The organism is Tolumonas lignilytica (genome assembly GCF_000527035.1).
In the GTDB taxonomy this organism is placed as follows: Bacteria; Pseudomonadota; Gammaproteobacteria; order Enterobacterales; family Aeromonadaceae; genus Tolumonas; species Tolumonas lignilytica.
In genome coordinates this window covers 2,699,933-2,715,376 of sequence record NZ_AZUK01000001.1, presented here as the reverse complement: position 1 = coordinate 2,715,376, position 15,444 = coordinate 2,699,933, and the positions used below count along the sequence as shown (strand labels likewise).

General features: G+C 47.5%; 12 protein-coding genes. 9 read left to right on the top strand and 3 right to left on the bottom strand.

All coding sequences use genetic code 11. The features are described from left to right. Positions 1 to 181: 181 nt before the first annotated feature. From focA to pflA, 3 genes are all read left to right on the top strand, one after another. Positions 182 to 1,012 carry a formate transporter FocA gene (gene focA, locus H027_RS0112590; RefSeq protein ID WP_024872813.1) on the top strand — a complete coding sequence of 277 codons (831 nt, stop codon included), beginning with the start codon at positions 182 to 184 and terminating at the stop codon, positions 1,010 to 1,012. Between the two features lie 66 nt (positions 1,013 to 1,078). Further along, positions 1,079 to 3,361 carry a formate C-acetyltransferase gene (gene pflB, locus H027_RS0112585; RefSeq protein WP_024872812.1) on the top strand — a complete coding sequence of 761 codons (2,283 nt, stop codon included), beginning with the start codon at positions 1,079 to 1,081 and terminating at the stop codon, positions 3,359 to 3,361. Positions 3,362 to 3,505: 144 nt separating this feature from the next. Further along, the gene (gene pflA / locus H027_RS0112580; protein WP_024872811.1) at positions 3,506 to 4,252 is read left to right on the top strand and encodes a pyruvate formate lyase 1-activating protein; all 747 of its coding nucleotides are present in this window, start codon (positions 3,506 to 3,508) and stop codon (positions 4,250 to 4,252) included. Here the strand turns inward: pflA and yfbV are convergent, their stop codons facing one another. Beyond that, positions 4,253 to 4,675 carry a terminus macrodomain insulation protein YfbV gene (gene yfbV, locus H027_RS0112575; RefSeq protein WP_024872810.1) on the bottom strand — a complete coding sequence of 141 codons (423 nt, stop codon included), beginning with the start codon at positions 4,673 to 4,675 and terminating at the stop codon, positions 4,253 to 4,255. A gap of 278 nt (positions 4,676 to 4,953) precedes the next feature. Between yfbV and H027_RS0112570 the strand changes: the two genes are divergently transcribed. The 3 genes from H027_RS0112570 (at position 4,954) to H027_RS0112560 (ending at position 9,519) form a co-directional block, all read left to right on the top strand. After that, positions 4,954 to 6,150, top strand: coding sequence for an acetate kinase (locus H027_RS0112570; protein ID WP_024872809.1), 1,197 nt, complete (start codon positions 4,954 to 4,956; stop codon positions 6,148 to 6,150). 75 nt (positions 6,151 to 6,225) lie between these two features. Next, positions 6,226 to 8,382: a phosphate acetyltransferase gene (gene pta, locus H027_RS0112565; RefSeq protein WP_024872808.1), complete on the top strand. Its 2,157-nt coding sequence runs from the start codon at positions 6,226 to 6,228 to the stop codon at positions 8,380 to 8,382. 231 nt (positions 8,383 to 8,613) lie between these two features. Continuing rightward, positions 8,614 to 9,519 carry a TIGR01777 family oxidoreductase gene (locus tag H027_RS0112560; protein WP_024872807.1) on the top strand — a complete coding sequence of 302 codons (906 nt, stop codon included), beginning with the start codon at positions 8,614 to 8,616 and terminating at the stop codon, positions 9,517 to 9,519. A gap of 8 nt (positions 9,520 to 9,527) precedes the next feature. Here H027_RS0112560 and H027_RS0112555 read toward each other — a convergent pair whose 3' ends face one another. After that, entirely contained in the window at positions 9,528 to 11,963 is a 2,436-nt protein-coding gene (locus H027_RS0112555) for an ABC transporter permease (RefSeq protein WP_038149285.1), read from the bottom strand. After that, positions 11,956 to 12,639 (bottom strand): ABC transporter ATP-binding protein, encoded by a 684-nt coding sequence (locus H027_RS0112550; protein ID WP_024872805.1) that lies wholly within the window; start codon positions 12,637 to 12,639, stop codon positions 11,956 to 11,958. The genes H027_RS0112555 and H027_RS0112550 overlap by 8 nt, the downstream gene beginning before the upstream one ends. A gap of 16 nt (positions 12,640 to 12,655) precedes the next feature. On the opposite strand from H027_RS0112550, the gene H027_RS0112545 reads away from it, so the two are divergent. The 3 genes from H027_RS0112545 (at position 12,656) to H027_RS0112535 (ending at position 15,439) form a co-directional block, all read left to right on the top strand. Next, a complete protein-coding gene (locus H027_RS0112545; protein ID WP_081741552.1) occupies positions 12,656 to 13,255 on the top strand; it encodes a GDSL-type esterase/lipase family protein in 600 nt (199 codons plus the stop codon). A gap of 120 nt (positions 13,256 to 13,375) precedes the next feature. After that, on the top strand, positions 13,376 to 14,065 hold the full coding sequence (locus tag H027_RS0112540) for a response regulator transcription factor (protein ID WP_024872803.1): 690 nt from the start codon (positions 13,376 to 13,378) through the stop codon (positions 14,063 to 14,065). 3 nt (positions 14,066 to 14,068) lie between these two features. Beyond that, the gene (locus H027_RS0112535; protein WP_024872802.1) at positions 14,069 to 15,439 is read left to right on the top strand and encodes a sensor histidine kinase; all 1,371 of its coding nucleotides are present in this window, start codon (positions 14,069 to 14,071) and stop codon (positions 15,437 to 15,439) included. Positions 15,440 to 15,444 lie beyond the last annotated feature (5 nt).

Here is a 15,444-nt window from a genome sequence, read left to right as displayed (position 1 = left end):
TTTTTAATGTCATCTCACCTGTTTTTATCCTTACAGCAACCACCCGCTCAACCAACCATGCCGAACGAATTAAATGTAATAAAATTACATGATGACCGGAGAGATTTGATCTGGAGCAATTTTGCAGGAAATCATTATTGCTATCATTACACCAGTAATTTGACATATAGGTGTAAATTCCGTGAAAGCTGAATCTCCTTTTGATTGTCTGAAACCAGAGGCTATTGCCGCGGTTGCTGAAGACATTGTCCATGGTAAAGCCACTAAACCCGCCGCAAAAGCATTTATGCTTGCAATTACTGCAGGTGCATTTATTGCGATTGCCTTTGTTTTTTACATCACAGCCGTATCCACTGGTAACAATAAACTGGTTGGCGGTATCTGCTTTTCCCTAGGGTTGATTTTGTGTGTGTTGCTTGGTGGCGAATTATTCACATCAACGACACTGACAATTGTAGCCCGTGCAGCAAAACGCATTACCTGGGGTCAAATGTTTAAGAACTGGGGTATCGTTTACTTCGGTAACCTGATTGGTGGTTTAATCATTGTTGCCCTGATCATGTTGAGCAGTCAGTATTCCGCCGGTGATGCTTCATGGGGTAAGGTCGCCCTGGGTGTTGCACAGCATAAAATTCACCATACATTCGTCGAAGCTGTGGCGCTGGGTATCATGTGTAATTTGATGGTTTGTCTGGCAACCTGGATGGCTTTCGGTGGCCGTACTATGCTTGATAAAGCGCTGATTATGGTCTTGCCCGTCGCAATGTTTGTAGCTTCTGGTTTTGAGCACAGTATCGCCAATATGTTCATGATCCCAGTGGGGATTGCAATTGAGAATTTTGCATCGCCAGCATTCTGGCAGGCAATTGGCGCGCAGCAATCTGCTTTCGCAGATCTGACTATTCACAATTTTATTATTAACAACCTGATCCCAGTCACCATTGGTAATATCATAGGCGGTGGTGTTATGGTTGGTCTGACAAACTGGTTCATTTTCCGCCGTCATCATTAATCTGTAATCCAGATATATTGATACCCCGGATCTTTTTCTCATCAATACCGAAGAGGTAATGAAAAAATGGCAGAGTTAAGTGAAAAATGTCTGAAAGCGTGGGAAGGTTTTGCTCCTGGTGCATGGCAATCAGAAGTAAACACCCGTGATTTCATCCAGAAAAACTACACCCCTTATGAGGGTGATGAATCCTTCCTGGCAGGCGAATCGGAAGCCACTGCCAAACTGTGGGAACAGGTCATGGAAGGCATCAAGGAAGAAAACCGCACTCACGCTCCTGTAGACTTTGATACTGATCTGCCGTCAACCATCACTTCTCATGATGCAGGCTACATCAATAAAGATCTGGAAAAGATCGTTGGTCTGCAAACTGAAAAACCATTGAAACGCGCTATCGTCGCTTTCGGTGGTATTAAAATGGTTGAAGGCTCTTGTGAAGTTTACGGCCGTAAACTGGATCCACAAGTTAAAAAAATCTTCACCGACTACCGTAAAACTCACAACCAGGGCGTCTTTGATGTTTACACCAAAGACATCCTGAACTGCCGTAAATCAGGTGTTATCACCGGTTTGCCTGATGCGTATGGCCGTGGCCGTATCATCGGTGACTACCGTCGTGTAGCACTGTACGGTATCGATTTCCTGATGGCTGACAAACTGGCTCAGTTCAAATCTCTGCAAGCTAAACTGGAAGCTGGTGAAGATCTGGAAGCGACCATCCGTCTGCGCGAAGAAATCTCTGAACAACACCGTGCTCTGAACCAACTGAAAATTATGGCGGCTAAATATGGCTGTGATATTTCTGGTCCAGCAACAACTGCTCAGGAAGCTGTTCAGTGGACTTACTTCGGCTACTTGGGCGCAGTGAAGAGCCAGAACGGTGCAGCGATGTCTTTCGGTCGTACCGCTACCTTCTTAGACGTGTACTTCGAACGTGACCTGAAAAAAGGTCTGATCACTGAAGCTGAAGCTCAGGAGATCGTCGATCATCTGATCATGAAACTGCGTATGGTGCGCTTCCTGCGTACTCCTGAATACGACACACTGTTCTCTGGCGACCCAATTTGGGCAACCGAATCTCTGGGTGGTATGGGTGTTGACGGTCGTACTCTGGTAACTAAATCTTCTTTCCGTTACCTGAATACACTGTACACCATGGGCCCTTCACCAGAGCCTAACATGACCATTCTGTGGTCAGAACAGTTGCCAATGGGCTTCAAAAAATACTGCGCTAAAGTATCTATCGATACCTCTTCAGTTCAGTACGAAAACGATGACCTGATGCGTAACGATTTCAACAACGATGACTATGCTATCGCTTGTTGCGTATCACCAATGGTGATCGGTAAACAAATGCAGTTCTTCGGCGCCCGTGCAAACCTGGCGAAAACCATGCTGTACGCAATCAATGGCGGCGTGGATGAAAAACTGAAAATTCAGGTTGGTCCTAAAACTGAACCAGTTAAATCTGAATATCTGGATTACAACGATGTTATGGACCGTCTGGACCATTTCATGGACTGGCTGGCAACTCAGTACGTCACCGCACTGAACATCATCCACTACATGCACGATAAATACAGCTACGAAGCAATTCAGCTGGCCCTGCATGACCGTGATGTAATTCGTACTATGGCTTGTGGTATCGCGGGTCTGTCTGTTGCAGCAGACTCTCTGTCTGCAATCAAATACGCGAAAGTTAAACCAATCCGTGATGAAGACGGCATTGCTGTTGATTTTGAAATTGAAGGTGAATACCCACAATTCGGTAACAACGATGAACGCGTAGACAGTATCGCTTGTGATCTGGTTGAACGTTTCATGAAGAAAGTTCAGCATCGCAAAACTTACCGTAATGCGATCCCGACTCAGTCTGTTCTGACCATCACTTCTAACGTGGTATATGGTAAGAAAACTGGTAACACCCCTGACGGTCGTCGCGCTGGTGCACCATTCGGACCAGGCGCTAACCCAATGCACGGTCGTGACCAGAAAGGTGCGGTAGCATCTCTGACTTCTGTTGCTAAACTGCCATTCGCTTACGCTAAAGACGGTATCTCTTACACCTTCTCTATCGTACCGAATGCGCTGGGTAAAGAAGCTGATGCGCAGAAAGCCAACCTGGTTGGTCTGATGGACGGTTACTTCCACCATGAATCCAACATTGAAGGTGGCCAACACCTGAACGTCAACGTAATGAATCGTGAAATGCTGCTGGACGCAATGGAAAATCCTGAGAAATATCCTCAGCTGACTATCCGTGTTTCTGGTTACGCAGTGCGTTTCAACTCACTGACTAAAGAACAACAGCAAGACGTTATTACTCGTACTTTCACACAGTCCATGTAATAAGCTTTGTTCAGTAAAAACCCCGGCTGGCAACAGTCGGGGTTTTTTTATGGATAAATGTCCAGCTTTGAACTATGTCTCCGTGCTCAGCGTATTAATCTGTAATAAAATGAGTATCAATAAAGAAGTATTCTGGAGTTAACTATGACAATTAAAGGCCGTATTCATTCTATTGAAACTTGCGGAACGGTAGATGGCCCGGGGATCCGTTTCATCGCCTTTATGCAAGGCTGTCTGATGCGCTGCAAATATTGTCATAACCGTGATACCTGGGATACTGAAGGTGGCCGAGAAGTCACGGTTGATGACCTGATGAAAGACCTGCTGTCATATCGTCATTTCATGAAATCTTCAGGTGGCGGTGTCACGGCATCGGGTGGCGAAGCAACACTCCAGAAAGAGTTTGTCACCGAGTGGTTCAAGGCCTGTAAAGCACAAGGTATTCATACCTGTCTGGATACAAACGGTTTTGTCCGTCATTATGATGAAGCGCTGGATGCCCTGCTGGAACAAACCGATCTCGTCATGCTGGATATCAAACACATGAATGACGACGTACATATTCCCCTCACTCATGTCAGCAATAAATACTGTCTCGATTTTGCTCGCTATCTGGCAAAAAAAGGGAAAACCATGTGGATCCGGTACGTGGTGGTACCTGGCTGGACAGACGATGATGCAGGCGCTCATGCCCTAGGAGCTTTCATCCGTGATGAGCTGGGCGGCAAAGTAGAAAAGCTGGAGATGCTGCCCTATCATGAGCTGGGCAAACACAAATGGACAGCCATGGGCGAAAAATACGAGCTGGAAGGCGTCCATCCTCCTAAGAAAGAAGTCATGGAACACCTCAAGGAGATCCTGGTTTCTTACGGTATCAAAACCAGTTATTAATCACTGAAATAAAAATACCCGATCCAGTTGTTCAAACGCTTTACGTAAAGTGGTAGCAAGATCAAAATAACTGGGTCGGTTTACTGACGGTGCGTAATTCATTTTCTGGTTGATATCGAAATACCAGCGCGTTAATGACGGAGGCAGCAATGTCTCCGCTCGTTTACCCAGCCAATAATACCCCTGCACCGGCAAACTTAACGCAAATAAGCAGCTCGCAATAAACGTCGGCCAATTCACCGGATTTCCCCACTGCATTTGTAAACAGCCACTGAGGATCACCACGGCAGGAATAAGCCGTTTGCCCCAGTTCAGCAGGTAGATGATTGTTTGCTCAGGGAAAAAAGCAGCCAACTCTGGATGCGACGGCCAAATAGAAGAGTAATCAGCGCCATACGACAATGTTTTGCTGAAGGAATTCATACTACACCTCCTCTCTCCGCCAATTTAGTACTTTAACTCAGAGTTAAGTAAATAAGAACTCTTTGTGGTTTGGCGGCATCCACTGTATTCTCCCCGCCTTAAAACATGAAGTTTTAACAGGAAATATACACCATTTAGTCTAGGCCTATTGATTGCCTGCATGAATGGTAAACAGTGGGCTCCTGACATAATCATATGCTATATTTGCTGCCCGTGTTTAACATTTTTTAAACACTTCTGTAACGACATTGTTAGAAACCCATGATTAGGATTAATGAATGAGTAGCAAGTTGGTTCTTGTACTTAACTGCGGCAGTTCTTCACTGAAATTCGCCGTGATTGACGCCACCTCTGGTGATGAAAAACTCTCAGGCCTTGCCGAATGTTTACACCTCGATGACGCCAAAATCAAGTGGAAGCTAGATGGAGCAAAAGGCAGCGCCGATTTAGGTGCTGGAGCTGCCCATCAGGAAGCGCTTGATTTTATCGTACAAACCATACTGCCAAACAAGCCGGAGTTAGTCGCCGATCTGATTGCCATTGGTCATCGTGTAGTTCATGGCGGCGAGAAATTTACTCAGTCAGTGTTGATTGATGACAGCGTCATCAAAGGTATTGAAGAGTGCAGTACTTTAGCGCCACTGCATAACCCAGCCCATCTGGTTGGAATCAGTGCAGCCAAGCATGCATTCCCATCTCTGCCAAACGTGGCTGTCTTCGACACGGCATATCATCAGACTATGCCAGAACAAGCATATCTGTATGCCCTGCCTTATAAGCTGTATAAGGAAAATGGCATTCGTCGCTACGGTATGCATGGTACCAGCCACTATTACATCAGCCTTCAGGCTGCAGAGGTTCTGAATAAACCAGTGGAAGAACTGAATATCATCAACTGCCATCTGGGCAATGGTGGTTCAGTATGCGCCATCAAAGGTGGTCATTCCGTAGATACCTCAATGGGGATGACGCCATTAGAAGGTCTGGTTATGGGAACCCGTTGCGGTGATATCGATCCTGCCATTATTTTCCATTTGCATGATGCACTGGGAATGAGTCTGGACGATATCCACAAGACTCTGACCAAAGAATCCGGCCTGTTGGGCCTGACTGAAGTCACCAGCGACTGCCGTTACGTAGAAGATAACTACGAAACTAAAGAAGAAGCGAAACGAGCGATGGATATTTACTGCTATCGTCTGGCAAAATACATAGCTAGTTACACCGCCGCGCTGGATGGTCGTTTGGATGCAGTGGTATTCACTGGTGGTATCGGTGAAAACTCAGCACCTATTCGCGAACTAACGCTGAATCGCCTGGGTCTGTTAGGCTTTAAAGTGAACGCCGAAGCAAACCTGAAAGCTCGTTTTGGTAAACAAGGTATCATCACTGAAGAAGGCAGTACCATTGCCATGGTGATCCCGACCAATGAAGAGTGGGTAATTGCGAGAGATGCGGCGAATTTGGTCGCCTGATAAGATAGAATACTCAAGGCTGCCTCAGGGCAGCCTTTTCATTAGTAAGTAAACGTCGAAACAAGGGGATATTAAGTGGCTCGTACAATCATGCTTATCCCGATTGGCACCGGCGTTGGCGTTACCTCTGTAAGTCTGGGCATGGTCCGGGCAATGGAGCGTCATGGCGTCAACGTAAGCTTTTTTAAACCGGTAGCTCAACCGAGACCTGGTCAATCTGGCCCTGAAACATCAACAGCCGTCATTCGTGCCGGTTCAAACATCACACCTCCTGAACCACTCTCCCTGCAATATGCAGAGAACATGATCACCTCTAACAACAGTGCAATTCTGTTAGAAGAGATTGTCGCTCTCTATGAGAGACATGTCCTTGAGAGTGGTGCCGAAGTCGTGGTGATTGAAGGCTTGGTACCAGTTGATAAGCAACCTTTTGCTAATAAACTGAACCAAGAAATCGCAACCGCACTGGATGCCGATATTGTACTGGTAACTCATCCAGGCAATTATTCCAGCCAGAAACTGAAAGAGAGCATCGAACTGGCTTGTGCCAATTTTGGTGGTACTCACAGCAAACGTATCGTGGGCTGCATTATCAACAAAGTGGGTGCTCCCGTTGATGAACATGGCATTACCCGCCCTGATCTGACTGAAATGTTTGAAGCTCACCATACTGGTGAAAATGGCAGCAACCATCTTGAAATTCTGCAATTCTTCGGTAAGTCACCGCTGAAGATTCTGGGTTGCATCCCGTGGAATTCTCAACTGATTTCACCACGTGCTATTGATCTCGCTCGCCATCTGAATGCAAAAATCATCAATGAAGGTGAAATTTATACTCGCCGCCTGAACATTGTGACTTTCTGTGCGCGTTCCATTCACAACATGGTTCAGCATTTCAAACCAGGCAGCTTGCTGGTTACCTCTGGCGATCGTTCTGATGTCATCGTTTCAGCCTGTCTCTCTGCGATGAACGGTGTGAAGCTGGGCGCATTGTTATTAACAGGTGGGTATCACCCTGAACCTCAGGTGATGGCTCTGTGTCAGCAGGCAATGCAGACTGGTCTGCCAATCCTGATGATCAACACCAACACCTGGCAAACTGCGGTCAGTCTGCAGAATTTCAATGTGGAAATTCCAATTGACGATAACGCACGCATTGAACTGGTTCAAGATTATGTCGCGGGTCATATCGATAAACATTGGTTGGAAACTCTGACCTCTGAATCCAGCCATCCTCGTCGTCTGAGCCCGCCAGCATTCCGTTATCAATTGACAGAACTGGCTCGCAAAGCGAATAAACGTATCGTTCTGCCAGAAGGTGATGAGCCTCGTACCATCAAAGCGGCTGCTATCTGTGCTGATCGCGGTATTGCCCGCCCTGTGCTGTTGGGTAATCCGGATGAAATCCGTCGTGTTGCGGAACAGCAAGGTGTAGTGCTGAGTGATCGTGTAGAGATCATCGATCCGGCTGAAGCGCGTGAACGCTATGTGCCTCGTCTGGTCGAATTGCGTAAGAGCAAAGGTATCACTGAAGTTGTTGCACGCGAACAACTGGAAGACAACGTGGTGCTGGGCACCATGATGCTGGAGCGGGGCGAAGTGGACGGTCTGGTGTCTGGTGCAGTTCACACCACAGCGAACACCATTCGTCCACCATTGCAGATCATCAAAACCGCGCCTGGCAGCTCACTGGTTTCATCGATCTTCTTCATGCTGTTACCTGATCAGGTTCTGGTTTACGGTGACTGCGCGATCAATCCTGATCCAAATGCAGAACAACTGGCTGAAATTGCTATTCAGTCTGCTGATTCTGCCGCAGCATTTGGTATTGAACCACGTGTGGCCATGATCTCTTACTCGACAGGCACTTCAGGTTCTGGCGCGGATGTTGATAAAGTTCGCGAAGCAACCCGTATTGCCAAAGAGAAACGTCCAGATCTGATCATCGATGGTCCGCTGCAATACGATGCGGCCGTGATGGCTGACGTGGCGCTGTCTAAAGCACCGAACTCACCTGTTGCAGGTCAAGCTACTGTGTTCGTCTTCCCAGATCTGAACACCGGCAACACGACCTATAAAGCGGTTCAACGTTCTGCGGATCTGGTTTCTATCGGCCCAATGCTGCAAGGCATGCGTAAACCGGTTAACGATCTGTCTCGTGGCGCTCTGGTTGACGATATCGTCTACACCATCGCACTGACAGGTATTCAGTCTACTCAATCTCAAGACTGAACACTTCGTTAGTCATTTTTAAAGCCCTGGTTTCAGGGCTTTTTTATACCTGCTTCTCGTATCTGACAATTTTTCAGTATTCATCTACAGCCTTACCCACAGGAAATGTGGATAAGATCAAAAATGCTCATTGGTTCATTGCAGAAAAAAAGTTCTTTTTCTGGATATCTTGCATACTTATCACTAGCTTAGACACCCATATCCGTCTATTTTTCCATCGCAGGTGCCCGCATGAAGATTCTTATTACAGGCGCAACGGGTTTTATTGGTCAATATTTAGTCAATTCATTGAAAATGAAACATGAGCTTTTATTGATTAGCCGCTCTCCAAAGTTAGCAGCAAAACAATTATCTGTGGATAACTGTAAAGTTATTCAAATAGAACAACTCAAAACTCTCGATGATGTGGATGTAATTATTAATTTGGCGGGCGAATCGCTGGCAGCAAAGCGCTGGAATGATGCTCAGAAACAGCTAATTTGCGAAAGTCGCTGGTCAATAACAGCCAAGTTACTGGAAACATTAAAAAAATCCAACGCACAAAAACCAAGAATTTGGATCAATGCTTCAGCCATTGGATTCTATGGCACTCAGAATGCCGATCCCATAGACGAAAACTTCATACCAGCACGTCAGGATTTTCCTTCTCGTGTCTGTGCACATTGGGAAAAATTGGCTATGGAGGCGACTGAATTTAATTGTCGGGTCTGTATCACCCGGTTTGGGCTGGTCTTGGGTTCGCAAGGCGGTGCACTGGCAAAGATGTTACCTGCCTATTGGTGCGGATTGGGTGGGTCTATGGGCTCTGGATTGCAGATGATGTCATGGATAACCCGTACAGATTTAGCTGCCATCATCCTATTTTTGATTGAACACCCAGAATGCAATGGAATTTATAATGCAACCACACCGAATACTGTCACGAATAAACAATTTAGTGCTGCGCTTGCTGCCACCCTCCATCGTCCCCATTTTATGCGTGTTCCAGCATGGGCTTTAACATTATTGCTTGGAGAAATGGCAGAGCTGCTGCTCAGTGGTCAAAATGTTCAACCAAGACGATTATTAGAGGCCGGTTTTAAATTTCGTTATCCCGAGCTAAAAGAAGCACTCCGACATCTATTTGAAGATGAATAAATCAAGATTTATAGCGCCCTTAATCGCTCAGCCAAAGTTCGCCGCAATAATGGTTGCAAGGTAAACTGAGAAACCAACAAAACGGTCACCGCACCACTGAGTGGTAACAACCACCATAACATGGGCAGCCATTGCCAGGGCTGTTCGCTCCATTCAGCATGAAGCCACCAGCGAAACAATTCACAACTGAATGCCGCAGTTATTCCTGCAAAACCACCGAGCAAAATGGCTTGCCAGTGCAACATATTACGTAATTGTTGGCGCCTGGCTCCCAGCGTTCGCATCAATAACAGGCTGATCTGACGTTGCTGCAATCCAGCCTGCCATTGCACCAGCAGCACCTGAATAGCCGCAGCCGACACCAACAACATCAATAACGTCATCGCTTTTGCCAGCTTATCGAGTACGCCCTGCAATTTATTGAGTAAGTCATCGATATTCAGAGACGTAATCGTAGGAAATGTACGCGCGAGTTCCAATTCGGCTGGCAGTTTATCCGGTGGCACCCGTAAGCTTGTCATCCAATTCACGACAAAGGGTTGTAATACATCCGGTGAGAAAATCATAAAGAAATTGGGGCGCATACTCTGCCAATCGACCTGACGGATATTGCGTACTGTCACCGTGAAGGATTGATCATCGACCGTAAATTGTAATTGGTCGCCCAGTTTGATATTTAATTCTGCGGCAACGCCTTGTTCGATAGACACTTGTTTGCGCATGCCTTCCGACCATCCTTTCCCACTGACTATGATGCTGTCTGTCGGCAATTGCGCCTGTGCAGTCATCGTCAGTTCACGGTGAATGCCGGGACGACCGGGTTGCCCCTCCTGCTGGGTAACCGGTTCACCGTTGATATGAGTCAGCCGCCCTCTGACGATGGGGTATAAGGGAGCATGAGTCAGTTGATGTTGCTGCAGGAAATGCTCTAATTCCACTTTGTCGCTATCTGGAATGTTAATTAAAAACCGATTCGGGGCATCCGCAGGTAAGAACGTCTGAAAACCGGAAACAATCTCACTGCGCACACTCATGATCACACCGAGCAATAATAAGGATAAGGCGATGCCGCTCAGCTGATGCAAGATTTCCAGTGGTTGGCGCTGCCAGTGCTGAACCGCCAAATAAAAACTACTGCCTGTTTCACCTTTCGGTAACAGGCGTAACAGCAGATAGCCGATGCAACCTAAGATCAGGATCAAGATGATCACGCCACCCAGCAGCCCCAATACCAACTTGGTGTCTTGTAATAAGATGAGATTGATAGCCAACAACCCGACAACGAGTAGCGGTAAGGTTAACCAGGACGGGATCCGGCTCTCTTGTTCCTGACGCAAAACCCGTAATGCCGGAACATCCAACAGCCGCCAGAGCGGAATGCAAACCAGCAAGGCGACCAGAATACTGCCCAGCACAAATGCCAGAATAAACGGTCGTATTGTTGGGGCGGCCAGTTCGGGAGGTAATGCATTTCCCAATTGCCAGACCATCCAGCTATGAACCAGCCAGCCTAACAAACAGCCGATCACTATTCCGCTCAGTGTGAGCAGACACAATAATCCCCCCAGTAAAAGCATGATCCGCCAGCGAGATGCACCAAAGGTTTTTAGTAACGCCAGCATGGTTTGGGTTTGACGGGCATATTGCTGAATAGCAATACTCATGGCGATAGCCCCCAGCAATAGCCCTAACAAAGAGGCCACCCGGAAGAAACGTTCACTGCGTTCTAACTGACGAGATAAATTTCGATTGGCTTGTTCCGGTTTCAGTAATTTTTGTCCCACCTGCAGTCGCGGTGTCAGCCATTGCTCCCAGGCCGTCAATGCAGCAGCATCACCGTGAAACAAATAACGATGCGTAACCCGACTGCCCGGCAGTAAAATCTGGGCAGCGCCCACATCATGCTGATGCATAATGGCGCGGGGTGCCAATGCTAACGGATTAAAACTCTGATCCGGTTCTTGCAGGAGTTCGCCAGCCACTTTTAATGACGTGGAACCGAGTTGAACCCTCTCACCGGGCTTTACCTGCAGCAGTAACATTAATGGTTTAGAAAGCCAAAGTTCCCCGGCACGTATCGTTTGCTGAGGAGATAACTGCAAACGGCCATAAAAAGGATAGCCCGACTCTACCGCCTTAACGGAAGCCAGTTGCATTTGTTCGCCAGCCAACAGCATGGTCGAAAATTCGGTTGTATGCGTGAGTTGTAACCGAAAGGTTCTGGCCTGTTTTAACCATTCATCCGGTAAGGGTCTCGCCGAATCAATGACCAGATCGGCGGCCAGAAAATCGCGGCCGGACACCTTCAGGCTTTGCGTCAATCGATCCGACACCAGAGAAACACTCAGCACTGACGCAATACAAATCGCCAATGCAATCACAAACCATTGCAAACCACCCTGCCAGCCCATCCGCAAAAACAGGCGCCACAATAATTTAATCATGTGACTCCTCCAGCCTTCCGGCGGTCATGCGTAACTGCCGCTGACAACGACTCGCCAATGCCACATCGTGCGTCACAATAACCAGACTGGAACCCGATTCCTGATTCATTCGGAATAACAAATCAGCGATTTTCTCGCCGGTATGCTGATCTAAATTCCCCGTGGGCTCATCGGCCAATAACAGAGCAGGCTGACAAATAAAAGCACGGGCAAGTGCAACACGTTGTTGTTCGCCACCAGAAAGTCGAGCCGGTTTATGGTGCAGGCGCTCTCCCAAACCGACTTCATTTAATAAGGTAGTCGCCAGCTGTTTTGCCTGACTGATCCCCCGCAATTCCGCTGGTAACATGACATTTTCAAGTGCTGTCAGTTCGGGGATCAGCAGGAAAGACTGAAAAACAAAACCAATCCGCTCCGAACGTAACTGGGCTCGCTGTTCTTCGTCCATCTGAAGCAATGATTGTCCGGCAATAAAAATTTCACCCTCCGTGGGTAAGTCCAGCCCGGCCAGCATCCCTAGCAAGGTTGACTTCCCTGATCCAGACGCCCCAACGATGGCAACACTCTCTCCTGGCTTGACTTGCAACTGGATACCATCAAGGATGGTAAGCTGTTCTTTACCCACCGGCACTCTGTGCGACAATTTATTGACTTGAATCATAAGAGGCTGAGTCATGAGAGGTATCCTGTTGATGTTACTATCTGTTTTTTCTCTGTCCGGACACGCCGGTACACTATTAATTCTCGGTGACAGTTTAAGCGCCGGTTACATGATGGCTGCAGAACAAAGCTGGCCGGTTTTGTTAGACCAACAATGGCAGAAAGCGCATTTTCCGGTCTCTATCATTAACAGTAGCATCAGCGGCAGCACATCTCAGGATGGTTTAGCCAGATTGCCTGCTTTATTGTCCAATCACAAACCCAATTGGGTCTTAATTGAATTGGGTGCAAACGACGGAATTCGCGGCTTTCCGCCTCAAGTGCCTTATCAAACCCTGAAAAAAATTATTCAGCTCATTCAAAAAAGTGGCGCGAAACCACTATTGATGCAGATCCGTATTCCGCGGAATTATGGCGCAGCCTATATTGCTAAACTTGAATCGATATACCCGCAGTTAGCCCAGGAAATGCACACACCCTTGCTGCCGTTTTTTCTTGAACCCATTGTGATACATCCGGAACTGATGCTGAATGATGGCATTCATCCTAAAGCGGAAGCACAACCCCTGATCCGGGACATGATGGAACCGCTATTGCGCCAGTACATTAAACCATCAGCCACGACACCGTAATCCGCCATTTCTCATATAAAATGTAATTATAGGTAAATATAGGTATATCTATGCTGTGTCTATTGTCCGGCTCAGTTTGCACCGTATCATGGCGCTGTATGTCTTATTAGGAAGGTTTACATGATCCGCGTATTGTTGGTTGATGATGATCTGGAACTGTGCAGCATGCAGGGGGAATACCTCAGTAATGAAGGTTTTGCCGTTCAGATGTGTCACGATGGTGAAAGTGGTTTAGAAGAAGCATTGAGTGGTGATTACGACCTGATTTTGCTCGATGTGATGATGCCAAAACTGAATGGTATTGATGTTCTCCGTCGCCTGCGGATCCACAGTAATATTCCCGTCCTCATGCTGACTGCAAAAGGGGATGACATTGATCGTATCATCGGGCTGGAGCTCGGTGCGGATGATTATGTCTCAAAACCATGCACCCCAAGAGAATTAGTCGCGCGTGTTCGTGCCATTTTGCGAAGAGCTGATCCGGAAAAACAAGATCCGGGGCAGCTACAACCCTTGCGTGTCGGGGCACTGGCTATTTCCGCCGCCAGCCGGAGTGCTACCTGGCGTGATGAATTACTCGATCTCACCAGTACCGAATTTAACCTTCTGGAAATGCTCTGCCGTCGCGCAGGACGAACCATCAGTAAAGAAGATCTTTCTTTACATACCCTGGGCCGACCGCTTGCCCGCTATGATCGCAGTATCGATGTGCATGTCAGTAATCTTCGTCAGAAACTGGGCACCTTAAAAGATGGGCGCTCACCCATTCAGACTATCAGGGGAATCGGTTATCAGTTGGTAGTTGAATAATCCATGCACCGCATCTTCTGGAAAATATTACTCAGCTTCTGGTTGGCAATTTTGCTAACCGGTGTATGCACCGGCGTTCTGGTTACGCTCTATCAAGATGCCAAACTGACGATCAACAAGGTGGAAACCGGTGAGCGGCCCAACGGTATTACCGATTCAGTCGCTCGAACCTTAACGAGTGGTGGCAAGCAATTACTGGAAGAAATTTTAGGGCCGCAGTTAGCTCAAAAGCATGATCCGAAAGCACCGCGGATGCCGGTTCCTTATGTTGTAGATCAAGATGGAAAAGATCTCTTTAACCGTGCAGTCAATGAGAAAGCCTGGCAGGAAGCGCAGCACCTGACGGAACAAGAGCCAAACACACCCGGTGTAGAAAAAGTGACACTGCCGGATGGTGAGATATTCTGGATATTCCTCATTCGGCGGCCGCCCCCCTTCCCCTATAACATCGCCTTTGAATTGTTTGATGCCCCGGTGTTTTTGTTATTCATGGCCATAGTGACCAGCTTGTTATTCAGTAACTGGCTCGCACGTTCAATTTCACGCCCCATCGAAACATTACGCGATGGACTGAAAGCCGTTTCAGGGGGGGATTTCGATATCAACGTCAGCCAGAAACTGGGAAAACGCTACGATGAATTTGCGGATCTCGGGCAAGATGCTGATTCGATGGCAGACAAGCTCAAGCAACTGATTCAGGCACAACGCCGTTTGTTGCACGATGTCTCCCACGACTTACGCTCACCACTGGCTCGTTTGCAGCTGGCAATCGGTTTAATGCGACAAAAACCCGAAAACACCGAGCAAATGCTGCAACGCATTGAACAGGAATGTCACCGCCTCGACAGTCTGGTGGGGGAAGTGCTGATGCTCGCTCGAATGGAATCTGGCGTGCCGCAACCCAAGGAAGATTATCTGGATTTGATAGAGCTGTTAAAATCGCTGGTCGACGATGCTCAGTTTGAAGCCAGAGACAGCGGAAGCATGATTGAACTGCAACTGGATAACGCGCTCAATGAAGGCATTATTATCCAGAGTCGTGGCGAGTTGTTATTGCGGGCATTTGATAATCTGATCCGTAATGCCCTGCAGCATGCTGGACGCGGCTGTCATATTGAAATCAGTGTCTATCAGGAATCCCCTGAACTCTTAGATATTGAAATTGCCGATGATGGCCCCGGCATTGCCGAGAATGATCTGGAATCCATCTTTGAACCCTTCTTCCGCAGCAATAATAACCCGGGAGAAGGTTTAGGGTTGGCCATCACCAAGCGAGCCATTGAAGCACATGGGGGTTCGATTAGGGCGCATAATCGACCATCCGGTGGTTTGTGTATGCAGGTCAAATTGCCTTGTACCGTGCAACTTTCGTGATTAGA

Bases quoted from the DNA above. Each gene is read 5' to 3' on its own strand.
- pflB (WP_024872812.1), top strand. From the start codon at position 1,079: ATGGCAGAGTTAAGTGAAAAATGTCTGAAAGCGTGGGAAGGTTTTGCT.
- pflA (WP_024872811.1), top strand. From the start codon at position 3,506: ATGACAATTAAAGGCCGTATTCATTCTATTGAAACTTGCGGAACGGTA.
- yfbV (WP_024872810.1), bottom strand. From the start codon at position 4,675: ATGAATTCCTTCAGCAAAACATTGTCGTATGGCGCTGATTACTCTTCT.
- H027_RS0112570 (WP_024872809.1), top strand. From the start codon at position 4,954: ATGAGTAGCAAGTTGGTTCTTGTACTTAACTGCGGCAGTTCTTCACTG.
- H027_RS0112560 (WP_024872807.1), top strand. From the start codon at position 8,614: ATGAAGATTCTTATTACAGGCGCAACGGGTTTTATTGGTCAATATTTA.
- H027_RS0112555 (WP_038149285.1), bottom strand. From the start codon at position 11,963: ATGATTAAATTATTGTGGCGCCTGTTTTTGCGGATGGGCTGGCAGGGT.
- H027_RS0112550 (WP_024872805.1), bottom strand. From the start codon at position 12,639: ATGACTCAGCCTCTTATGATTCAAGTCAATAAATTGTCGCACAGAGTG.
- H027_RS0112545 (WP_081741552.1), top strand. From the start codon at position 12,656: ATGTTACTATCTGTTTTTTCTCTGTCCGGACACGCCGGTACACTATTA.
- H027_RS0112540 (WP_024872803.1), top strand. From the start codon at position 13,376: ATGATCCGCGTATTGTTGGTTGATGATGATCTGGAACTGTGCAGCATG.
- H027_RS0112535 (WP_024872802.1), top strand. From the start codon at position 14,069: ATGCACCGCATCTTCTGGAAAATATTACTCAGCTTCTGGTTGGCAATT.